At 39.7% G+C, this 23,577-nt stretch carries 19 protein-coding genes and 5 tRNA genes; 19 read left to right on the forward strand and 5 right to left on the reverse strand.

Annotated features, from left to right (window positions below; all coding sequences use genetic code 11):
• Positions 1-809 (reverse strand): Gfo/Idh/MocA family oxidoreductase (locus AB7E53_RS05475; RefSeq protein ID WP_446774635.1); only part of this gene is annotated, 809 nt, incomplete at its 3' end.
• Positions 810-1,409: 600 nt separating this feature from the next.
• Between AB7E53_RS05475 and rpsU the strand changes: the two genes are divergently transcribed.
• The 19 genes from rpsU (at position 1,410) to AB7E53_RS05570 (ending at position 18,452) form a co-directional block, all read left to right on the forward strand.
• Complete coding sequence (gene rpsU / locus AB7E53_RS05480) at positions 1,410-1,601, forward strand: 30S ribosomal protein S21 (protein ID WP_079683938.1); 192 nt, start codon at positions 1,410-1,412, stop codon at positions 1,599-1,601.
• 66 nt (positions 1,602-1,667) lie between these two features.
• Positions 1,668-2,867 carry a ribosome hibernation-promoting factor, HPF/YfiA family gene (gene hpf, locus AB7E53_RS05485; RefSeq protein ID WP_176134073.1) on the forward strand — a complete coding sequence of 400 codons (1,200 nt, stop codon included), beginning with the start codon at positions 1,668-1,670 and terminating at the stop codon, positions 2,865-2,867.
• Between the two features lie 98 nt (positions 2,868-2,965).
• Positions 2,966-3,039: transfer RNA gene (locus AB7E53_RS05490), tRNA-Thr, on the forward strand.
• A 44-nt stretch (positions 3,040-3,083) separates the two neighbouring features.
• Positions 3,084-3,166, forward strand: a tRNA-Tyr gene (locus AB7E53_RS05495).
• A gap of 19 nt (positions 3,167-3,185) precedes the next feature.
• Positions 3,186-3,258, forward strand: a tRNA-Gly gene (locus AB7E53_RS05500).
• 5 nt (positions 3,259-3,263) lie between these two features.
• Positions 3,264-3,335 (forward strand) — tRNA-Thr (locus AB7E53_RS05505).
• A 49-nt stretch (positions 3,336-3,384) separates the two neighbouring features.
• Positions 3,385-4,572 carry an elongation factor Tu gene (tuf, locus tag AB7E53_RS05510; RefSeq protein WP_446774637.1) on the forward strand — a complete coding sequence of 396 codons (1,188 nt, stop codon included), beginning with the start codon at positions 3,385-3,387 and terminating at the stop codon, positions 4,570-4,572.
• 41 nt (positions 4,573-4,613) lie between these two features.
• Positions 4,614-4,686, forward strand: a tRNA-Trp gene (locus AB7E53_RS05515).
• Positions 4,687-4,705: 19 nt separating this feature from the next.
• Entirely contained in the window at positions 4,706-4,900 is a 195-nt protein-coding gene (secE, locus tag AB7E53_RS05520) for a preprotein translocase subunit SecE (RefSeq protein WP_068185062.1), read from the forward strand.
• Between the two features lie 11 nt (positions 4,901-4,911).
• Positions 4,912-5,454 carry a transcription termination/antitermination protein NusG gene (gene nusG / locus AB7E53_RS05525; RefSeq protein ID WP_068185063.1) on the forward strand — a complete coding sequence of 181 codons (543 nt, stop codon included), beginning with the start codon at positions 4,912-4,914 and terminating at the stop codon, positions 5,452-5,454.
• Positions 5,455-5,517: 63 nt separating this feature from the next.
• On the forward strand, positions 5,518-5,961 hold the full coding sequence (gene rplK / locus AB7E53_RS05530; RefSeq protein ID WP_079683941.1) for a 50S ribosomal protein L11: 444 nt from the start codon (positions 5,518-5,520) through the stop codon (positions 5,959-5,961).
• Positions 5,962-5,976: 15 nt separating this feature from the next.
• Positions 5,977-6,675, forward strand: a complete 699-nt coding sequence (rplA, locus tag AB7E53_RS05535; protein WP_079683942.1) for a 50S ribosomal protein L1 — start codon at positions 5,977-5,979, stop codon at positions 6,673-6,675.
• Between the two features lie 15 nt (positions 6,676-6,690).
• The gene (gene rplJ / locus AB7E53_RS05540) at positions 6,691-7,215 is read left to right on the forward strand and encodes a 50S ribosomal protein L10 (protein WP_079683943.1); all 525 of its coding nucleotides are present in this window, start codon (positions 6,691-6,693) and stop codon (positions 7,213-7,215) included.
• 45 nt (positions 7,216-7,260) lie between these two features.
• Positions 7,261-7,632: a 50S ribosomal protein L7/L12 gene (gene rplL, locus AB7E53_RS05545; protein ID WP_068185074.1), complete on the forward strand. Its 372-nt coding sequence runs from the start codon at positions 7,261-7,263 to the stop codon at positions 7,630-7,632.
• 107 nt (positions 7,633-7,739) lie between these two features.
• Complete coding sequence (rpoB, locus tag AB7E53_RS05550; RefSeq protein ID WP_079683944.1) at positions 7,740-11,552, forward strand: DNA-directed RNA polymerase subunit beta; 3,813 nt, start codon at positions 7,740-7,742, stop codon at positions 11,550-11,552.
• 72 nt (positions 11,553-11,624) lie between these two features.
• On the forward strand, positions 11,625-15,911 hold the full coding sequence (rpoC, locus tag AB7E53_RS05555) for a DNA-directed RNA polymerase subunit beta' (RefSeq protein ID WP_079683945.1): 4,287 nt from the start codon (positions 11,625-11,627) through the stop codon (positions 15,909-15,911).
• 135 nt (positions 15,912-16,046) lie between these two features.
• Positions 16,047-16,916 (forward strand): endonuclease/exonuclease/phosphatase family protein, encoded by an 870-nt coding sequence (locus AB7E53_RS05560; protein WP_446774639.1) that lies wholly within the window; start codon positions 16,047-16,049, stop codon positions 16,914-16,916.
• Positions 16,917-16,926: 10 nt separating this feature from the next.
• Positions 16,927-17,814, forward strand: a complete 888-nt coding sequence (locus AB7E53_RS05565; RefSeq protein WP_350456984.1) for an AraC family transcriptional regulator — start codon at positions 16,927-16,929, stop codon at positions 17,812-17,814.
• A gap of 326 nt (positions 17,815-18,140) precedes the next feature.
• Complete coding sequence (locus AB7E53_RS05570; protein ID WP_079683964.1) at positions 18,141-18,452, forward strand: DUF3467 domain-containing protein; 312 nt, start codon at positions 18,141-18,143, stop codon at positions 18,450-18,452.
• 112 nt (positions 18,453-18,564) lie between these two features.
• Here AB7E53_RS05570 and AB7E53_RS05575 read toward each other — a convergent pair whose 3' ends face one another.
• The 4 genes from AB7E53_RS05575 to AB7E53_RS05590 are packed head-to-tail and all read right to left on the reverse strand — an operon-like array spanning position 18,565 to position 23,559.
• Positions 18,565-19,518, reverse strand: a complete 954-nt coding sequence (locus tag AB7E53_RS05575) for an N-acetylornithine carbamoyltransferase (protein ID WP_446774641.1) — start codon at positions 19,516-19,518, stop codon at positions 18,565-18,567.
• Between the two features lie 25 nt (positions 19,519-19,543).
• Positions 19,544-20,791, reverse strand: a complete 1,248-nt coding sequence (locus AB7E53_RS05580; protein ID WP_446774643.1) for a glutamate-5-semialdehyde dehydrogenase — start codon at positions 20,789-20,791, stop codon at positions 19,544-19,546.
• Between the two features lie 6 nt (positions 20,792-20,797).
• On the reverse strand, positions 20,798-21,880 hold the full coding sequence (gene proB / locus AB7E53_RS05585; protein ID WP_446774645.1) for a glutamate 5-kinase: 1,083 nt from the start codon (positions 21,878-21,880) through the stop codon (positions 20,798-20,800).
• 20 nt (positions 21,881-21,900) lie between these two features.
• Complete coding sequence (locus tag AB7E53_RS05590; protein WP_446774647.1) at positions 21,901-23,559, reverse strand: AMP-binding protein; 1,659 nt, start codon at positions 23,557-23,559, stop codon at positions 21,901-21,903.
• Between the last annotated feature and the right edge of the window lie 18 nt (positions 23,560-23,577).

The following is a 23,577-nucleotide window of genomic DNA, read 5'->3' on the forward strand; positions in this document are numbered from 1 at the left end:
CCTATTACGCTGGTCGGGTATTTAAGATCCAAAGCCCAATAAAGCGGATCCATGATGTGGCATGCCATATCGCCCAATGCTCCTGTTCCGAAATCCCAAAAACCGCGCCAGTTCCATGGAGTATAAGCTTCGTTGTAAGGTCTCATCTTAGCCGGACCAATCCAAAGGTTCCAATCCAGAGTGCCTGGCACCTTGGGAGTTCCTTTAGGTTCTGATAATCCCTGCGGCCAGATAGGACGGTCTGTCCAGCAATGAACTTCGGTTACCTCGCCGATAATACCCGATTGAATCCACTCGGCAATTTGTCTGCACCAGTCGAATGAATTTCCCTGGTTACCCATCTGGGTGGCTACACGGTATTTTTGAGCAAGCTTGGTGAGCAGGCGTGATTCGTAAACAGAGTGGGTGAGGGGTTTCTGCGTATAGCAATGTTTGCCCAATGTGATTGCATGAGCTGTAACACCGGCATGTGTATGGTCTGGTGTGGCAACCATAATGGCATCGATTGATTTGCCGAATTGGTCGAACATGACCCGCCAGTCTTTAAACTTCTTTGCAGCAGGATAATCTTTGAAGGTTTTATCGGCATATTTCCAATCAACGTCGCAAAGGGCAACGATGTTTTCTGTCTTCATGTTGGCCAGGTTACGGCGTCCCATACCTCCAACACCAATGCCGGCTATGTTCAGTTTGTCACTTGGAGCCGTATGCCCGAATGCTTTTCCCATAACCGTTCCCGGTACGATGGTCAGACCAGCAGCTGCAACTGCGCCTGATTTAAGAAAATTTCTTCTTGAGATGTTTTTCATATCATTATTAAATAAAAGTGATTTCAAAGTTTGCTCTTCATTGAATCCGGCAACACAATCATGCTATCGGAACAATGTGGATCAACATATACATCTTTATATACACCATTTCTTTAAAATAGTACTCAATAAATACCTCTTTAAATGTAAAAACTATTTATTTGTTTGCTTGTTTCAAAGATATATGGAGCAATCTGTACGCATAACATGAGTCCCTCCAGACCCTGCTATACTACAAAGACACGCCATCTAACCAAAATACCTACCCTGATATCTGTTTTTTTTGTTTTTTTTACAATCAGGGTGCTGCTTATTTAAGAATAAATAGTTGTTTGAATGTGGTAATATTCGTACATTTGTCTGATTTTTAGTGATATATGTATTACTGGATATTGTTTTGGTAGTAAGCAGGTATCTTATCTAATGTTTTGTCTTTTAGTGACTGGTGTTGGTTTTTAAAGTAATACTACAGGTGATTGAAGATTAAAATCATAAAAAAATACGAATATTTGTAAGAATGTTTTGAATATCACGAAACAATGTCTAATTTTGCTGCCCATTTAGAGGATATACTAATTAAATATTATAATAAATTAAATTATGATCGTAGTTCCATTGAAAGAAGGCGAAAATATTGAAAAAGCGCTTAAGAAATTTAAGAGAAAATTTGAAAAAACAGGTGTTGTTAAAGAACTTAGAAACCGTCAGGCTTTCTCTAAACCTTCTGTGGTTAAAAGAAAACAGAATATGCGTGCGGTATATGTTCAGCAACTTCAATTGGTTGAAGAATAAATACAGCCTCAACTTGTTTAATTGAATTTTTATCGCTACATTCGTTGCATTAAATGTTGATGCGGCGTGAATGAGTTGATAACTTCTTTTTTACAATATATACGGTATGAGCGGAATTATTCCGATCATACCATTGGCGCGTATTCTAATGATCTGTGTCAATTTGAATTATATCTTAAAGAAGAGACGGATTTGTCCGGATTTACGGATGTAGGTCCGGATGTTGTAAGGAATTGGATTGTTGCATTGCTAAACGATAAAATTTCTCCAGTATCAGTTAACCGTAAATTGAGTTCTTTGAAGTCGTTTTATAAGTTTCTTCTGAAACTTGGAATAGTTGAGTCGAGTCCCATGCGCTTGATAAGCGGGCCGAAAACTAAGAAACCTTTACCTTATTTTATAAAGGATTCCGATATGGAATCTTTGCTGGATGGGGATGGTTTTGAAGATGGATTTGAGGGAGTGAGGGATCGCCTGATTATCGAATTGTTCTATGATACCGGTATCCGGTGTTCGGAACTGACCGGTATAAGGTTGTCTGATATAGACTTTGAATCGTCCCTGCTTAAAGTGACTGGGAAAAGAAATAAGCAACGCCTGATTCCATTTGCGTCCGGATTAAAGGATATGATACTTGCTTACAACGAGATAAGAAAAAAAATACCGGAAACAGAAAGTGAGTGGCTTTTTGTTAAGAAAAACGGAAACCAATTATCTTCCGGAATTGTTTATCAAATAGTAACAAAGAGACTCTCGGAGATACCGGCGCTGGCAAAACGGAGTCCTCATGTTCTAAGACATTCATTTGCGACAAGTATGTTGAACAACGGGGCAGAGTTGAATGCTGTGAAAGAGTTACTAGGACATAGTAGTTTAGCTTCAACCAGTGTTTACACGCATACAACCTTTGAGGAATTAAAAAAAGTGTATCATGCTCATCCCAGAGCAAAAAAAAAGGAGGTTATTATGGACATTCGAATTCAGTCTATCCACTTTGATGCTTTCACACAGTTAGAAGCATTTACTCAGAAGAAAGTTTCCAAACTGGAACAGTATTATGATGGAATATTACAGGCCGAAGTATTTTTTAAAGTGACAAAGCCAGAAACATTTCAGAATAAGGAGGCGTCAATAAAGCTTAAGATTAAGAGTGGGGAGTTGTTTGCTGAGAAAGTGAGTGATACTTTTGAAGAATCAGTTGATAGTTGTGTTGAAGCATTATCTAAACAATTACTTAAATTCAAGGAAAAAACAAGAGCTAAATAAAATATTACCTCATAAGTTTGGTATATTAGAAAAAATATCTAAATTTGCAGCCGTTTCGCCGTTGTGACGAAACGGCTTCTGTTAGAAAAATATTGAATGCCTCTTTAGCTCAGTTGGCCAGAGCACGTGATTTGTAATCTCGGGGTCGTTGGTTCGAATCCGACAAGAGGCTCAAAAAAAAAGCAAGCGTGCTTTTTTGTTTTAAAAAAATATTTTGGGCAGTTACCAGAGTGGCCAAATGGGGCTGACTGTAACTCAGCTGACTTACGTCTTCGGTGGTTCGAATCCATCACTGCCCACTTACTGAAAAATAAAGATGCGGAAATAGCTCAGTTGATAGAGCATTAGCCTTCCAAGCTGAGGGTCGCGGGTTTGAGTCCCGTTTTCCGCTCTATTGCCTATGTAGCTCAGCGGTAGAGCACTTCCTTGGTAAGGAAGAGGTCCCGGGTTCAAGTCCCGGCATCGGCTCAAAATGATAGAAGTACAGATCATTAATCATATAAAGAACAATTAAGTTATGGCAAAAGAGAAATTCGACAGATCGAAACCTCATGTGAACATAGGTACGATTGGTCACGTTGACCACGGTAAAACAACGTTGACAGCTGCTATTACAACCGTATTGGCAAAAAAAGGTCTTTCTGAAGTAAAATCATTCGATCAGATTGATAATGCTCCTGAAGAAAAAGAAAGAGGTATTACTATCAATACTTCTCACGTAGAATATCAGACAGCTAACCGTCACTATGCACACGTTGACTGTCCGGGTCACGCCGACTACGTTAAGAACATGGTAACTGGTGCTGCTCAGATGGACGGTGCTATTATCGTTGTTGCTGCAACTGATGGTCCTATGCCTCAAACTCGTGAACACATCCTATTGGCACGTCAGGTTAACGTTCCTAAATTGGTTGTTTTCATGAACAAATGTGATTCTGTTGATGACGAAGAAATGTTGGATCTTGTTGAAATGGAAATGAGAGAACTTCTTTCATTCTACGATTTCGACGGCGACAATACTCCTGTTATCCGTGGTTCTGCTCTTGGTGGTTTGAACGGTGATCCACAATGGGAAGATAAGATCATGGAATTGATGGATGCATGTGATACATGGATTCCTCTGCCTCCGCGTGAAGTTGACAAGCCTTTCTTGATGCCTGTTGAAGACGTGTTCTCTATCACTGGTCGTGGTACTGTAGCTACAGGTCGTATCGAAACTGGTATCATCAAAACAGGTGAAGAAGTTCAGATTATCGGTTTAGGTTCTGAAGGAAAGAAATCAGTTGTAACTGGTGTTGAAATGTTCCGTAAGATTTTGGACGAAGGCCAAGCTGGTGACAACGTAGGTTTGTTGCTTCGTGGTGTTGACAAAACTGAAATCAAACGTGGTATGGTTATCACACACCCGGGAAAAGTAACTCCTCACACTACAATTAAGGCTGAGGTTTATATCCTGAAGAAAGAAGAAGGTGGTCGTCACACTCCATTCCATAACAAATATCGTCCTCAGTTCTACATCCGTACATTGGACGTAACTGGTGAGATCACTTTGCCAGAAGGAACTGAAATGGTTATGCCAGGTGACAACTTGACAATCACTGTAGAATTGATCTACCCGGTTGCTTGTAGCGTAGGTCTTCGTTTCGCTATCCGCGAAGGTGGACGTACAGTAGGTGCTGGTCAGATTACTGAATTGATCGACTAATTCAATCTAAATAATAGTCAGCCTTTCGGGGCTGACTATATACGGGTCTAGCTCAGTTGGTAGAGCACTGGTCTCCAAAACCAGGTGTCGGGAGTTCGAGTCTCTCGACCCGTGCTAAAAATCTATAGATTCAATGAAAAAGATAATTGCTTATATTAAAGAATCTTATAACGAACTTGTTTATAAAGTTTCTTGGCCTACAAGATCAGAACTATCCAATAGTGCTGTGGTTGTCATGTTTGCTTCCCTTATGATCGCTGCACTGATTTTTGTGATTGATTTGGGTTTTGAGACAGTAATGCGCTTCTTCTACGAAACAATTTTTTAATTCAGTTTTTCATGTCTGACATACAAAAGAAATTTTATGTTCTCAGAGCCATTAGTGGCAAAGAGAATAAAGTTAGAGAGTATCTGGAAGCTGAACTTAAGAATACGGATCTGGGAGAATATGTATCTCAAGTCTTAATTCCTACAGAAAAGACTTTTACAGTACGTAATGGTAAGAAAGTGATGAAAGAAAGAGCTTACTTACCTGGATATGTACTTGTTGAAGCAGCTCTGGTAGGAGAAGTTGCTCATCGATTGAGAAATATCCCCAACGTAATTGGTTTCCTTGGAGGATCGGATAATCCGGTTCCCCTTCGTCCTTCTGAAGTGAACCGTATCTTAGGTACGGTTGATGAGTTTCAGGAACAACAGGAAGAAATGGATATCCAGTTTTATGTTGGCGAAAATGTCAAAGTTACCTTTGGTCCATTTAGTGGCTTTAGTGGCTTAATCGAAGAAGTCAACACCGAGAAAAAGAAACTGAAGGTGATGGTCAAGATCTTCGGACGTAAGACCCCCCTTGAGTTGGGTTATATGCAAGTGGAGAAGGAATAGTACTTTTGTTACGAATTGTGTATTCTTTCCGTTTTTAGTGTTATATATCTAAATTTTAGAAAAATGGCAAAAGAAGTTGTTGGACAAATTAAATTGCAGATTAAAGGAGGAGCGGCAAACCCTTCTCCCCCTGTTGGACCTGCTTTAGGTTCTAAGGGTATTAATATTATGGAGTTTTGCAAGCAATTTAATGCCAGAACTCAAGACAAAAGCGGTAAGATATTACCAGTGGTAATTACTTACTATGCTGATAAGTCTTTCGACTTTGTTGTTAAAACACCTCCTGTTGCTATCCAATTGTTGGAAGTGGCAAAATTGAAAGGTGGTTCTGCAGAGCCAAACCGTAAGAAGGTAGGCGAAATTACTTGGGAACAGGTAAAAGCTATCGCAGAAGACAAGATTGTCGATCTTAACTGTTTTACTGTTACTTCAGCCATGAAAATGGTTGCTGGTACTGCCAGAAGTATGGGTATCAATGTTAAAGGGGCATTCCCTGAAAATAACTAATAAACTTCAATTGAGATGAGTAAACTTACAAAAAATCAAAAGTTGGCTTTGGGCAAGATTGAAGCTGGGAAATCATATTCATTAAAAGAGGCTTCAGCTTTAGTAAAAGAAATTACTACAACAAAGTTTGATGCTTCTGTAGATATTGATGTTCGTTTAGGAGTTGATCCCCGTAAGGCAAACCAGATGGTGAGAGGTGTTGTTTCACTTCCTCATGGAACAGGTAAGCAAGTTAGAGTTCTTGTATTATGTACTCCCGACAAAGAAGCTGAAGCTACTGAGGCTGGCGCTGACTATGTAGGGTTGGATGATTATATTGCAAAAATTAAAGGTGGTTGGACTGATATTGACGTTATCATTACAATGCCTTCTATCATGGGTAAGATTGGTGCTTTAGGTCGTGTATTAGGTCCTCGTGGTCTTATGCCTAACCCAAAGAGCGGTACAGTTACTAATGAAGTAGGTAATGCTGTGAAGGAAGTTAAACAAGGTAAGATCGACTTTAAAGTAGACAAGACAGGTATCGTTCATACATCTGTAGGTAAAGTTTCTTTCAATGCGGATCAGATTCGCGACAATGCAAAGGAATTCATTTCTACACTTATGAAATTGAAACCGTCTGCAGCTAAGGGAACATACGTAAAGAGCATTTATCTTTCAAGTACAATGAGTGCGGGTATTAAAATTGACCCTAAATCAGTTGAAGAAAATTAATAAAACAATTGAACAATGAGAAAGGAAGATAAAAGTGCTATTATAGACCAGCTTACAGCAACTGTTAATGAATATGCAAATTTCTATTTAACAGACATCGAAGCTCTTAACGCTGAAAAAACAAGCGCTTTGAGAAGAGAATGCTATAAGAAGGAAGTAAAGTTGGTTGTTGTTAAGAACACCCTGCTTAAAAAAGCGTTAGATAATGTAGAAGGTGATTTCTCGCCTTTATTCAACTCAATGAAGGGAAACACCGCTGTGATGTTTTCTAACGTTGCTAACGTTCCTGCTAAACTTATCAAAGACTTTACAAAAGATACTAAAGGTGAAGGTAAGCCTCAGTTGAAGGCTGCTTACGTACAGGAATGTTTCTACGTAGGTGCACAGAACCTGGATGCTCTTGTAAATGTTAAGGGTAAGAACGAACTTATCGGAGATGTTATCATGTTGTTGCAATCTCCAGCTAAGAACGTTATCTCTGCTCTTAAGTCGGGCGGAAACACAATTCATGGAGTATTGCAAACTCTCCAGGAAAGATAATTTTAAAATATTACAAAGAATAACAATCATTTAATTCATACAAAAATGGCAGATTTGAAAGCTTTTGCAGAACAATTAGTAAACTTGACCGTAAAAGAAGTTAGTGAACTGGCAACTATCCTTAAAGAAGAATACGGAATCGAACCTGCTGCTGCAGCTGTTGCTGTAGCCGGTCCCGCAGCTGCTGCTGAGGTTGTTGAAGAAAAAACATCTTTTGATGTTGTTTTGAAGAGCGCAGGTAGTGCAAAACTTCAGGTAGTTAAAGCAGTTAAAGAACAATGTGGCCTTGGATTGAAGGAAGCTAAGGATCTTGTTGATGCTGCTCCTTCTGTAGTTAAGGAAGGTGTTGATAAAGCAACTGCTGAAGCATTAAAAGCAAGCTTAGAAGAAGCTGGAGCTGAAGTTGAGCTTAAATAGTATTTCTAGCCTGGTAATCAGGTGATTTGGTTAAGAATCTTTGCAAACAAAGATTCTTAACCTTTTTGTGTCTATATTTTCATTAAGTTCAATAAATTCCTTACTAGATGTCTTCAACAGCTGAAAACCAAAGAGTTAATTTTGCTTCGATAAAGAATCCACTTCCTTATCCGGACTTTCTCGAAGTACAATTGAAGTCATTTCAAGACTTTCTTCAACTTGACACACCCCCCGAAAAGCGCAAGAAGGAGGGATTGTATAAGGTGTTTGCAGAGAATTTTCCCATTGCAGATACTCGTAACAATTTTGTGTTGGAGTTCTTAGATTATTATATCGATCCGCCCCGCTACACTATCGACGAATGTATTGCACGTGGATTAACCTATAGTGTGCCTTTAAAAGCAAAGTTGAAACTTTACTGTACCGATCCAGATCACGAGGATTTTGATACGGTTATTCAGGATGTTTATCTGGGTCCGATTCCATATATGACAGAGCGTGGTACGTTTGTTATAAATGGAGCAGAGCGCGTTGTAGTTTCGCAGTTGCACCGTTCTCCGGGTGTATTCTTTGGTCAAAGCATCCATGCCAATGGTACTAAATTATATTCGGCACGTATCATTCCATTCAAGGGTTCCTGGATTGAATTTGCAACAGACATCAATAATGTCATGTATGCATACATTGACCGTAAAAAGAAATTACCTGTAACTACACTTTTACGTGCTATTGGTTTTGAAAGTGACCGGGATATCCTCGAAATCTTTAATCTTGCTGAAGAAGTAAAGGTAAACAAAACTAATCTTAAGAAACTTTTAGGCCGTAAACTTGCTGCGCGTGTATTAAAAACGTGGGTAGAAGATTTTGTAGACGAAGATACAGGTGAGGTAGTTTCTATTGAACGAAATGAAGTTATTATCGACCGTGAGTCGGTGCTGGATGAAGATAATATAGTTTCTATCCTGGAATCTGGCGTACAGAATATATTACTTCATCGTGAGGACCAGAATCTTTCTGATTTTGCTATTATTTATAATACGCTTCAGAAGGACCCAAGTAACTCAGAAAAAGAGGCTGTTCTATATATCTACAGACAGTTGCGTAATGCTGAACCGGCTGATGATGCAAGTGCACGCGAAGTTATCAACAATTTATTCTTCTCAGAAAAGCGTTACGATCTTGGGGAAGTAGGTCGTTATCGAATAAATAAAAAACTAAATCTTTCAACAAGTGAAGACGTTAAAGTCTTGACGAAAGAAGATATTATCGAGATCATCAAGTATTTGATTGAGCTTATTAACTCAAAGGCAATAGTTGATGATATCGACCACTTAAGTAACCGTCGTGTTCGTACGGTTGGCGAGCAGCTATACAACCAATTCGGTGTTGGTCTGGCTCGTATGTCTCGTACGGTTCGCGAACGTATGAACGTAAGAGATAACGAAGTGTTTACTCCGATCGATCTTATTAATGCTAAGACCATTTCTTCGGTAGTAAATTCATTCTTCGGTACTAATGCGCTTTCTCAGTTTATGGATCAAACCAATCCATTGGCTGAAATTACACATAAACGTCGTTTATCTGCATTGGGACCAGGCGGTCTATCGCGTGAGCGTGCGGGCTTTGAGGTTCGTGACGTTCACTATACGCATTATGGTCGTCTTTGTCCGATTGAAACACCGGAAGGTCCGAATATCGGATTGATCTCTTCATTATGTGTATATGCAAAAATCAATGATTTAGGCTTCATCTCAACACCTTATCGTAAAGTTGAAAATGGTAAAGTTGATTTCTCTGACGAGGGTCTGCAATACTATACGGCAGAAGAAGAGGAAGAGTTGACCATTGCTCAGGGTAACGCTCCATTGGATGATGATGGTAAATTTATCAGGGATAAGGTTAAGTCTCGTTTTGAGGCCGACTTCCCCGTAGTTTCTCCGGATGAAGTAGATTTGATGGACGTATCTCCTACACAGATTGCATCTATCGCCGCCTCTTTGATTCCTTTCCTTGAACATGATGATGCAAACCGTGCGTTGATGGGATCGAACATGATGCGCCAGGCTGTTCCTTTGTTGCGTACCGATGCCCCGATTGTAGGTACTGGTATTGAAAAACAGCTTGTACGTGATTCACGTACTCAGATTATGGCTGAACGTGAAGGTGAGATTGTATTTGTAGATGCAACATGTATCAAGATTAGATATGACCGTTCTGAAGAAGAAGAATTTGTAAGCTTCGAAGATTCGGTTAAAACTTATATTATACCAAAGTTCAGAAAAACGAACCAGGGTACAACGGTCGACCTGCGTCCTATTTGTCGCAAAGGTCAGCGCGTAACAGCCGGGGATATTCTGACAGAAGGTTATTCAACTCAAAATGGCGAACTTGCTTTAGGTCGCAACATCAAGGTGGCTTACATGCCTTGGAAGGGATATAACTATGAGGATGCTATTGTATTGAATGAACGTATGGTACGTGAAGACTTCTTCACATCTGTTCATGTTGATGAGTATATCCTTGAAGTTCGTGAAACCAAGCGAGGAATGGAAGAACTTACCTCCGATATTCCCAATGTGAGTGAAGATGCAACAAAAGATCTTGATGAAAGAGGTATTGTTCGCGTTGGTGCTCGTATCGAACCGGGTGATATTATGATTGGTAAGATTACTCCTAAAGGAGAATCAGATCCATCACCTGAAGAGAAATTACTTCGTGCTATCTTTGGTGATAAGGCGGGTGATGTTAAGGATGCCTCTTTGAAAGCTAAACCGTCTTTGCATGGTGTGGTTATCGGTACAAGCCTCTTTTCAAAGGCTGTTAAAAAGAGAAAATCAAGACTTACCGACAAGGCTATTTTGCCAAAGCTGGATGAAGATTACGAACACAAAATGGCCGAGCTTAAAGGTCAGTTGGTAGAAAAACTTTTAACCCTTACTGCTGGAAAAGTATCACAGGGTGTGAAAGATTACATGAATATGGAAGTTGTAGCCAAGGGTGCCAAATTTAGCCGTAAGGCATTGGAGGAACTTGACTATGAATCAATCCAGGTAAGCAAATGGACTGCAGACGCTCAGAAGAATGATATGATTAAGGCTGTAATTCTGAATTACTTAAAGAAAAATAAGGAATTGGATGCAGAGCTTAAACGTAAGAAATTCGACCTTACAATCGGAGACGAACTTCCTACTGGTATTGTTCAGATGGCAAAAGTATATATTGCTAAGAAACGTAAAATTCAGGTGGGTGATAAGATGGCAGGACGTCACGGTAACAAGGGTATTGTTTCCAAGATTGTTCGCCAGGAAGATATGCCTTTCCTTGAAGATGGAACGCCGGTTGATATCTGTTTGAATCCTCTTGGTGTGCCTTCTCGTATGAACCTTGGCCAGATTTTTGAAGCGGTTATGGGTTGGGCCGGACGCGAATTGAATGTTAAGTTTGCGACTCCTATTTTTGACGGAGCGTCTATTGATGACATGAATGAGTGGACTGATAAGGCTGGAATTCCTCGGTACGGTAAGTCATATTTGTATGATGGAGGTACAGGAGATCGTTTTGACCAACCAGCAACTGTGGGTGTAACCTACTTCTTGAAACTTGGACACATGGTTGACGACAAAATGCATGCCCGTTCTATTGGTCCGTATTCTCTTATTACGCAACAACCTCTTGGTGGTAAAGCTCAATTTGGTGGTCAGCGTTTCGGGGAAATGGAGGTTTGGGCACTTGAGGCATTCGGTGCGGCACATATCTTGCAGGAAATTCTTACAATCAAGTCGGACGACGTAGTAGGTCGTTCAAAAGCTTATGAAGCAATTGTGAAAGGTGATCCAATGCCACAACCTGGTATTCCGGAATCATTGAATGTATTGCTGCATGAACTTAGAGGTCTTGGTTTAAGCTTTACACTGGATTAATTCAACATTATATAAGTAGATGAGCTTTGCTCATCTACTTTATCAATTGATAACTCTTTATAAAAAAACAATATGGCCTTTAGAAAAGAAAACAAGATAAAGAGTAACTTTTCAAAAATAACCATCGGTCTTGCCTCACCCGAAGAGATTCTCGAAAACTCAAGCGGCGAAGTGCTAAAACCGGAAACGATCAATTATCGTACATACAAACCGGAAAGAGACGGGTTGTTTTGCGAACGCATCTTTGGTCCTATTAAGGATTATGAGTGTCATTGCGGAAAATACAAACGTATCAGATATAAAGGTATTGTTTGTGATCGTTGCGGGGTTGAAGTTACAGAGAAGAAAGTTCGTCGTGAACGTATGGGGCACATCCATTTGGTTGTACCTGTAGCTCATATCTGGTATTTCCGCTCACTTCCTAATAAGATTGGTTATTTATTGGGTTTACCTACTAAAAAGCTTGACTCAATCATTTATTACGAACGTTATGTGGTTATCCAACCGGGATCTGTTGATACTGTAGCTGAGTACGACCTGCTTTCTGAAGAAGAATATCTTCAGATTTTGGACTCTCTGCCAAGAGAAAATCAGATGTTGGAGGATTCTGATCCAAATAAGTTTATTGCTAAAATTGGAGCAGAAGCTGTTTATGATATGTTGGCACGCTTGGATCTGGATACTTTATCTTATGATCTTCGTCACCGTGCGAGCACTGATACATCGCAACAGAGAAAAAATGAGGCTTTGAAACGATTGCAGGTGGTGGAATCTTTCCGTTCGTCAAAGGGTAGAAATAAACCCGAATGGATGATTGTACGCGTTGTTCCTGTTATTCCTCCAGAACTTCGTCCTTTGGTTCCATTGGATGGAGGTCGTTTTGCTACATCCGACTTGAATGATTTGTATCGTCGTGTTATTATCCGTAATAACCGTCTGAAACGATTAATTGATATTAAAGCTCCTGAAGTGATTTTACGTAATGAAAAACGTATGTTGCAGGAAGCTGTCGATTCTTTGTTTGATAATTCAAGAAAGTCGAGTGCAGTTAAAACTGATGCTAACAGACCTTTGAAATCACTTTCAGATAGTTTGAAAGGAAAGCAAGGTCGATTCCGTCAGAACTTATTAGGTAAACGTGTTGACTACTCAGCCCGTTCGGTAATTGTTGTTGGTCCGGAATTAAAAATGCATGAATGCGGTTTGCCAAAGAATATGGCTGCCGAATTATATAAACCATTTGTTATCCGCAAACTTATAGAAAGAGGTATTGTTAAAACAGTTAAATCTGCAAAGAAGATTGTTGATCGCAAAGAACCTGTAGTTTGGGATATTTTGGAACACGTAATGAAAGGACATCCTGTTCTTCTTAACCGTGCTCCTACATTGCACCGTTTAGGTATTCAGGCTTTCCAACCTAAATTAATTGAAGGAAAGGCAATTCAGCTGCACCCGTTGGCTTGTACTGCATTTAACGCGGACTTTGACGGTGACCAGATGGCTGTTCACTTGCCTCTTGGTAATGAAGCTGTTTTGGAAGCTCAAATGTTAATGCTTGCTTCTCATAACATTCTGAATCCGGCGAATGGTGCACCAATTACTGTTCCTTCACAGGATATGGTGCTTGGTCTGTATTATATCACTAAGATTCGTCAGGGATCTCTTGGAACCGGACTTGTATTCTATGGTCCTGAAGAGGCTACTATTGCTTACAATGAAAAGAAAGTTGACATTCATGCTCCTATCAAAGTATATGTGGACGACGTGGATGAAAATGGTAACTTCGTAAAAGTGATGGTTGAAACTTCTGTTGGCCGTTTGATGGTTAATGAATTCGTTCCAAAAGAAGTAGGTTATATTAACGAAGTTTTGGGTAAAAAATCCCTTCGTGATATTATTGGTAAGGTTATAAAGGTTTGTGGAGTTGCCAGAACGGCTCTATTCCTTGATGATATTAAGGATTTGGGTTATTACATGGCCTTTAAGGGGGGATTGTCGTTCAACTTGGCCGACGTTCTTATTCCTGTTGAGAAAGATGAGCTTATTAAAGAAGGATATGCCGAAGTTGAACAGATTTTGGCTAACTATAGCATGGGTTTCATCACTTTCAACGAACGTTATAACCAGATTATCGATACCTGGACACACGTTAACAGTAAGTTATCTAACATCCTGATAAAACAACTTACCAACGACAATCAAGGGTTCAACTCTGTATTCATGATGATGGATTCAGGTGCCCGTGGTTCGAAAGAACAGATTCGTCAGTTGTCAGGTATGCGTGGTTTGATGGCTAAACCTCAGAAAAGTGGATCAGAAGGTGGTCAGATTATTGAAAACCCGATTCTTTCGAACTTTAAAGAAGGTTTGTCTGTGCTAGAGTACTTTATCTCTACCCACGGTGCCCGTAAAGGTTTGGCGGATACGGCGTTGAAAACAGCTGATGCTGGTTATCTGACACGTCGTTTGGTTGACGTTTCACATGATGTTATCATCAACGAAGACGACTGTGGAACATTACGTGGTCTTGTTTGTACAGAATTAAAGAATAATGAAGAGGTGGTTGCCTCTTTGTATGAAAGAATATTAGGTAGAGTTTCTGTTCATGATATTCAACATCCGTTAACTGGAGACATTCTTGTTGAGGCTGGAGAAGAAATCAAAGAAGATGCTGCTAAGAAGATTCAGGATTCACCAATTGAAAGCGTAGAAATCCGTTCCGTTCTTACTTGTGAATCGAAGAAAGGTGTTTGTGCAAAATGTTATGGACGTAACCTTGCAACAGGCCGAATGGTTCAAAAGGGAGAAGTGGTTGGTGTTATTGCTGCACAATCGATCGGTGAGCCGGGAACTCAGCTTACATTGCGTACTTTCCACGTCGGTGGTATTGCTTCAAACATTGCAACAGAAAATAGCATCTCTTCTAAGTTTGACGGTATTCTTGAGATTGACGAGCTTCGTTCTGTTGAGGCTGTAGATGAAGCTACCGGCTCAAAATATCAGGTGGTAGTTAGCCGTTTGGCCGAAATGCGTATTGTGGATCCTAATACAAAGATTGTATTGCTTACTCATAATATCCCCTACGGTTCAAAATTGTTCTTCTCAAATGGAGCATTGGTTAAGAAGGGTGATGTTATTATTGAGTGGGACCCATTCAATGCCGTTATTGTATCGGAAGTAGCTGGTAAGATTGAATTCGAAAGTGTTGTTGAAAATGTGACCTACAAGGTAGAGAGCGATGAAACAACTGGTTTGAAAGAAAAGATTATCATTGAATCTAAAGATAAGACCAAAGTTCCTTCAGCACATATCGTGGATGAGAACGGAAATTACCTGAAGACTTATAGTTTACCTCTTGGTGCACACGTTATCAAGGAGAATGGCGATAAGGTTAAGACTGGTGAAGTATTGGTTAAGATTCCTCGTGCAGTAGGTAAGGCTGGTGATATCACCGGTGGTTTGCCTCGTGTAACTGAAATGTTTGAGGCTCGTAATCCGTCTAACCCTGCAGTTGTATCCGAAATTGATGGAGAAATCGGTTTTGGTAAGATTAAGAGGGGTAATCGTGAAATTACAGTAACATCTAAGCTAGGCGAAGTTAAGAAGTATATGGTACCTCTGTCTAAGCAGTTGTTGGTACAAGAAAATGACTATATCCGTGCGGGTATGCCGCTTTCTGACGGAGCTACAACTCCTTCGGATATCTTGGCAATCAAGGGTCCTACAGCAGTCCAGGAATACATTGTGAACGAAGTTCAGGATGTTTACCGTCTGCAGGGTGTGAAGATTAATGACAAGCACTTTGAAGTTATCGTTCGTCAGATGATGCGCAAGGTAGAAGTTGTTGATCCGGGAGATACACGTTTCCTTGAACAGCAGGTGGTTGATAAATTGGATGTAATGGATGAGAATGATCGTATCTGGGGTAAGAAGGTTGTCATGGATGCCGGAGATTCTCAGACTATGGTTGCAGGGCAGATTGTTACAGCTCGTAAGTTAAGAGATGAAAACAGTATGTTGAAGCGCCGAGATCTTAAATTGGTTGAAGTACGTGATGCAGTTCCTGCTACTACGAACCAGATTCTTCAGGGTATCACCCGTGCTGCATTGCAAACTAACAGCTTTATGTCTGCTGCATCCTTCCAGGAAACTACGAAGGTGTTGAACGAAGCTGCTATCAATGGTAAAGTAGACCGTTTGGAAGGTTTGAAGGAAAACGTTATTTGCGGACACCTCATCCCTGCTGGTACTGGTCAGCGAGATTTCGACAAACTTGTAGTTGGCGCAAAAGACGAATTCGAACGTATTTTTGCTACCAGAAAGAATGTGGTCGACTTCAAGACTGTAGAGCATGATTAATATTTAATCTGAATAAATTAAAAAGGGATTTCGGGTAACTGAAATCCCTTTTTTTATTGATACAATTTGTTTTATTTAACCTATCCTATTAAATTTGTGAACAACAATTCTTAGATGTAAAAATAGTAATCAAATATGAAAAAGTTACTTCTTCTTTTAGTGCTTCTAGCACAATGCTTAGGTTTTTTATTTGCACAAGGTCAGATAGATCCTCAACCCGTTAATGTGATGAGTTATAACATCCGGATGGACAATGCGGGTGACGGTGATAATCAATGGAAATTCAGAAAGGAATTTGCCGCGAATCTGGTGAAATTCCATGAAGCGGATTTGATTGGTATGCAAGAAGTTCTGCATAATCAACTAATGGATATGGCCTCAAGATTACCTGATTATGGTTATATTGGAGTTGGTAGAGAAGATGGAAAAACTAAAGGAGAATATGCCTCTATATTTTATAATAAGAAGAGATTTAAAGTAATTGATTCCGGAAATTTCTGGTTATCTGAAGATTGTGATGCCGTAGGAAAGAAAGGATGGGATGCTGCTTGTGAAAGAGTGGCAACCTGGGGTGTCTTTGAAGATAAAAGTACCGGAAAACGACTGTTTATGTTAAACACTCACCTGGATCATATGGGAAAAGTGGCACGTCACGAAGGTGCTTTGCTTGTGATCAACAAGGTCAAAGAATTATCTCGCAATTATCCGGTAATAGTTACCGGAGACTTTAATGCTGTCCCCACCGATGATCCTATCCAGGTGTTGACTAATTCGCCGGAAGGATATTCTTTAACAGATACGCGTTCCGTATCTCCGCTTGTTTATGGTCCAAACTGGTCTTTCCATGATTTTGGCCGCGTTAAAATGGCTGAGCGTTCGCTTATAGATTATATTTTTATCAAAGGAAATATAAAAGTAATGCGTTACGGAGTTCTTACTGATATGTTAAATGCTTTGTATCCATCGGATCATTGTCCTGTACTTTCGACTTTGATTATTCAGTAGTGTATTCTGTATGGAACCTGCAGAAGATTACCTAAAGGAGGTAACCCCATTGGGTGAAGACGATTGTTTCGTTATAATTCATCGTCCACAGAAAAGAGGGTTCGAATACCCGTTGCATATACATCCGGAATTTGAGCTCAATTATCTGGAAGGAGCGAAGGGTGCATTGCGAATTGTTGGTGATTCGATGGAAGAGATTGGCGACAAAGATTTAGTCATGGTTGCCGGTGGAACGAAGCATGCATATTCTAATCATCATTGTGCTGCAGAGACAGTTTGTGAAATAACCATTCAATTTCGGGCAGATGTATTTGATAGTATTCTTAATACACGCCACTTCAAATCAATTAGGCAGATGTTTGAGGATGCTTCCAAAGGATTGGTTTTTTCTTCTGATATGTTGGATCGGATTATACCTGAATTGAAAAAGCTAACAAAAGATGATTCGGATTCTTTTCATAGTTTTTTGCATATGGTTGAAATTCTTAAAATTCTGTCGTCAGATAATCAAATGCGTCTGCTAAGTTCCGAGAATAGTGTGGATGGTTTTAGTTCTTCCGAAAATGAGAAGCTGGAAAGTATCTTAAGATTTATGCATGAAAAATTTAGAGAATCTATCATGCTGGGAGAAGTATCCAGGAGCAGTGGAATGAGTGAAGCTTCCTTGACCAGATTTCTTAAGAGAAGAACAGGAAAGACTTTTATCGATACTCTTAATGACATTCGGATTTCGCAGGCAGTGTGTTGTTTAATAGATACCTCAGCTTCTATTACCGAAATATGTTATAATTGTGGATTTAATAATGTATCTAATTTTAATCGAATTTTTAAAAAACGGAAAGGTTGTACGCCAACAGATTATAGACAAAAATATGAAAAAAGTCGTTTTAAGCTCTAAAAAGTCATTTGTTTTGATTAAATAACTAAAATAAATTACTTAAAATCGGAAAAGTATTGTATTTTGATTAAAAAATATTTGCATAGTATATGAAATCGCTATAAATTTGTGGCATGAAAGGATTAGTCTTTATGGTATTAAAGGCCCTAACTTGGATGCCAAAACTAGTTCGACATTAACACACACAAAGTATTTTTACATTGGTCTAAAGAATTGAGAATTTAAAACACAACGAAAGAACGACTGCCTGTGAAGGTGGTCGTTTTTGCATTAAAAGAAATCTATTTTACTATCTTTGCAACTAAACGAACAACATAAAACATATGATGGAAAATAAAAAAGGGAATGCAGAAATTCAAATTGAATTATCTGAAGAGATAGCACAGGGAACATATGCTAATCTGGCAATCATTGCACACTCTTCTTCTGAGTTTATACTTGACTTTATTCGGTTGGTTCCAGGTGTTCCAAAAGCCAAGGTACAGAGCCGGATCATATTGACTCCAGAAAATGCCAAGCGTCTTTTATACGCTTTACAAGATAATGTGAACCGTTTTGAAGATCAATTCGGACAGGTAAAGACTGAGCATCCCCAAGGTTTTATTCCACCGATAGGAGGGGTTAAAGGCGAAGCTTAATACAACGAAGTTTATGCTTTCTGTTAACAGTAAATAAAACGAAGAAAGAGGATGCTTAATTCATCCTCTTTCTTCGTTTTATTATCATAATATAGATATAGGATATTCCCGGTTAAAGGTTTTCCAACATTCTTTTTAGTACTGCTTGTGCAGAGATTTCGCGATTTGCAGCTTCTTGAATAACTATTGATTGAGGACTTTCTATAACATCATCCGTTACAATCATATTTCGTCTTACAGGAAGACAATGCATGAAATAAGCATTGTTTGTCAGCGCCATTTTATCTTCATCTACAGTCCATGATCGATCCAATGAAAGTATTTGTCCATAATTTGGATCAGCATAGGCAGCCCAGTTCTTCGCATATACAAAATCAGCACCTTTAAATGCCTTTTTTTGATCATACTCCACTTTAGCATTTCCAACAAATTGCGGATCTAATTCGTAACCTTCAGGATGTGTAATTACAAATTCATAATTAGTGGCATTCATCCATTCTGCAAAGCTGTTGGGAACAGCCTGAGGCAAAGCTTTGGGGTGAGGAGCCCATGTAAGAACAACCTTTGGACGGGCCGTCTTTTTATATTCTTCGATAGTGATCAGGTCGGCAAAACTCTGAAGTGGATGTCTGGTTGCAGCTTCCATACTAAATACAGGACGTCCGGAATATTTAATAAACTGATTTAAAATCATTTCATTGTAATCTTCTTCCTTGTTCTCAAAACGGGCAAACGAACGAACGCCAATTATATCACAATAACAGCCCATTACAGGAACAGCTTCAAGCAGGTGTTCGGGTTTATCGCCATCCATAATAACACCTCGTTCGGTTTCCAATTTCCATGCTCCCTGATTTACATCCAGAACCATTGTATTCATCCCCAAGTTCATAGCAGCCTTTTGAGTACTTAAACGGGTACGCAGACTTGAATTGAAGAATATCATCAACAATGTTTTATTTTTTCCCAGTTCACAAAACTGATATCGATCTTTTTTTATTTCGAACGCCTCTTTTAGCGCTACCTGCAGATCTCCCAGATCCTTAACACAAGTAAAATTCTTCATTTTATTATCTATTAATGCATTTGTACTATGAACGAATTTGTCCGTTTCCTTCAATAAGATACTTATAGGTGGTTATCTCGTTTAAAGCCATCGGACCACGAGCATGTAATTTCTGCGTACTAATACCTATTTCCGCTCCGAAACCGAATTGGGCTCCATCCGTGAATGCTGTGGAGACATTTACATATACACATGCAGCATCAACCAATTGCTGAAACCTGGAAATTGTCTGGAGAGATTCCGCAATAATACACTCACTGTGTTTACTGCTAAACAATCCAATATGATTTAACGCTTCTTCAAAAGATGCGGCTGTTTTTATGCTCATTTTGTAATCCAGAAACTCTGTTCCAAAGCTTTCTGGTGTCGCAACCTTCAGTAAATCCTCCGGATAATTATTCCTGAGCACAGAAAATGCTAATTCGTCAGCATAGATTATAACTCTTTTTTCAGCCAGATCACTACAAAGAAATGGTAAGTCACTGATACGATCTTTATGAATAACAATGCAATCTAAAGCATTACAAACACTAACCCGACGAGTTTTTGCATTGGTTATTATTTCTTTACCTTTTACTTTATCACCCGAAGTGTCGAAGTAGGTATGACAAATTCCTGCACCTGTTTCAATTACAGGTACGCGCGCGTTATCTCTTACAAAATTAATCAACGAGCTGCTTCCCCTCGGAATAATCAGATCTACGTATCCAACAGCATTAAGCAGCTGGGTAGTAGCTTCTCGGTCGGCAGGAAGTAATGTGCAAACAGCCGGATCAATATGATATTTTGCAAGGACACCGTGAATGATCTTAACCAATGCTTGGTTGGAATGATCTGCATCTGATCCTCCTTTAAGAATACAGGCATTACCCGATTTCAGGCAAAGAGAAAACACATCAAACGTAACATTCGGTCTAGCTTCGTAAATCATACCAATTACTCCGAAAGGAACAGAAACTTTTTTAATTTTCATTCCGTTGGGACGAATCCACTCTCCCAGAATCCGGCCTAGAGGAGATGGGAGTGAGGCAACCGACTTCATGTCGGATGCAATACCCTTAATCCGGTCTTCCGTCAGTTTTAACCGGTCGAATTTAGGATCGTCCGGATTCATTAATGCCAAATCAGATGCATTAGCATCCAAAATAAATTTACTTTGGGCTACTGCAGCATCGGCTGTTTCAATTAATATCAAATTAATTGTTTCATCACTCAGTCCAACCAGTGATGCCGATAACTGTTGTACACGTTTGAAAGTTGCATTCAAATCCATAAGCTATCAATCTAAGTAGAGGTAGTCGTAATGAATCAGGGGTTTCTGGTCGCGCTTGCCAATCAGCTTAGATGCTTCCCGACTGCTATACCCGGCACAACCAACCCCAATCTGGATTCCCTCTTCGTTCATTATTTTAACAATATCGTCCTTTTCAAAGTTACCAACAATTTTGATAACTCCAACTAATAAAACGCTGGAAGCCTTAGGCAATAGCAAGGCCTCTTCTGCTCCTTTATTTACATGCACCTCCCCTTTTGCAAAACCTTCCGAATGAGCAATCCATTTTTTTACACTGCTCACGGGTTTTTCTGCCGGAATAAATCTCGTACAGATAGTCTTGCTATCCTTTGCCAGCAGTTCAGGAAGGATGTTGTCTTTTTTTCCATTTGCTATAAGGACGGTAATTCCTTCGTCGGCTACTTTTTGAGCTATCACGCTCTTGGTGAGCATTCCTCCTCTTCCGAACTGTGATTTGGTAACCTGTACGTATTCTGAAAGATCCTGTTTCCCAGCTTCGATCTCCCTGATAACATGTGTACCGGGTTCTGATGGATTCCCGTTGTATATACCGTCTATATTACTCAGTATAATAAGAGCATCCATACCCATCATAGCTGCAATTAATCCCGAAAGCTCATCGTTATCCGTAAACATGAGTTCTGTAACAGAAATCGTGTCATTTTCATTAACAATGGGAATAACCTTGTTTTCAAGCATTACCTCCATGCAATGTTTTTGATTCAGGTAGTGGGTACGACTACCAAAGTTTTCTTTGGTAGTGAGTACCTGTCCACACGAAATGCGGTGTTCTCTAAATAATTCGTAGTATCTGTTTATCAGTTTTGCCTGTCCAACAGCCGAATAAAGTTGACGCGCCGAAACAGCATCCAGCTTCTTGCTTACCTTAATCTCACTTCGTCCCGACGCAACAGCCCCTGAGGAAATAAGTACCACTTCGACCCCCTGCTTGTGCAGATCGGCTACCTGATCTACCAACGCAGACATGCGTGTAATGTCGAGCGTTCCGTCTTTGCGGGTAAGTACATTACTACCAATCTTTACTGCTATTTTTTTAAAACGAAGCATAAAATATTAGTTTTCCAGTTTTATTTGTTTGTGTCTTTGTCGCGGATTTCAACACGACGAATTTTACCACTGATTGTTTTCGGAAGCTCGTTTACAAATTCAACAATACGTGGATACTTGTAAGGAGCTGTTACATTCTTAACGTGATCCTGAATTTCTTTTGTAAGAGCCTCTTTGTCAGCTTCTCTGTAATCCTTAGCCAATACGATAGTTGCCTTAACTACCTGGCCGCGTATCTCGTCGGGAACACCGGTAATGGCACATTCCACAACCGCGGGATGAGTCATAAGTGCACTTTCAACTTCAAACGGACCGATACGATAGCCTGAGCTTTTTATAACGTCATCGGCTCTGCCAACAAACCACAGATAGCCATCTTCGTCGCGCCAGGCAATATCTCCGGTATAGTATACACCATCGTGCCAAGCTTCTTTAGTCCGTTCAGAATCACGGTAATATTCTTTAAACAAGCCAAGCGGTTTTCCATTACAGGTACGGATCACAATTTGGCCCTGTTCTCCATCTTCAACCGGAGAGCCATCCGGACGAATCAAATCAACATCATATTGGGGGTTTGGTACACCCATTGATCCTGGTTTGGGTTCCATCCATGGAAAAGTAGCTACTGTAGGAGTTGTTTCAGTCTGACCGAAGCCTTCCATCAATTTGATTCCAGTCAATTTATAAAACGATTCATAAACGGCCGGATTTAGAGCTTCTCCCGCTATTGTACAGTATTTTAGAGATGATAAATCATATTTTGATAAATCTTCCCTGATTAAAAAACGGAAGATAGTGGGAGGAGCACACAATGATGTAATACCATAATCTTGAATCATCTGTAACATATTTGCCGGAATAAATTTTTCGTGGTCGTATACGAACACATTTGCTCCTGCAATCCATTGACCGTATAACTTTCCCCATACAGCCTTTCCCCATCCTGTATCGGCGATAGTAAGATGCAAACTGTCTGAATGAAGGTTATGCCAGTAACTACCTGTGACAATATGTCCCAACGGATACGTGAAATCATGTGCAACCATTTTAGGGTTACCTGTGGTGCCTGAAGTAAAATACATCAGAGAAATATCTTCGTTGCTATTTGCATGCTTTGGGCGGGTAAATGGAGCTGTATTTTCAATTCCCTTATGGAAATCCTCAAAACCTTCTGCAACTTCCGGACCAATCGAAACTAATGTTTTAACAGTTGGAGATTCCGGCATAGCATCTAGCACATGTTTGGTAATCTCTTCCTCTCCGGCAACAACAATCATTTTAATATCAGCAGCATTAGCCCGATAAACAATGTCTTTCTTTGTAAGCAGATGGGTTGCCGGAATTGCTACAGCTCCTAACTTATGTAAGGCAATAATGGAAAACCAGAACTCGAAACGACGTTTTAGAATGAGCATTACCATATCTCCATGACCAATACCTAACGATTGAAAGTATGAAGCTGTTTGGTCGGAATATTTTTTAATCTCGGCAAATGTAAAATCTACATGGTCTCCTTTATCGTTTGTCCAACACAAAGCTTTTCGATTTGGCTCTTCATCTGCCCAAACATCAACAACATCATACCCGAAATTGAAATTTTCCGGAACTATAACCTTGAAATTCTTGATAAAATCTTCTTGCGACTCAAATGTCGTTTGTTTTACGAATCTTTCTAACATGATCTTTCTTTTCTCTTT

This window comes from Macellibacteroides sp. (genome assembly GCF_050251695.1).
GTDB lineage: Bacteria > Bacteroidota > Bacteroidia > Bacteroidales > Tannerellaceae > Macellibacteroides > Macellibacteroides fermentans.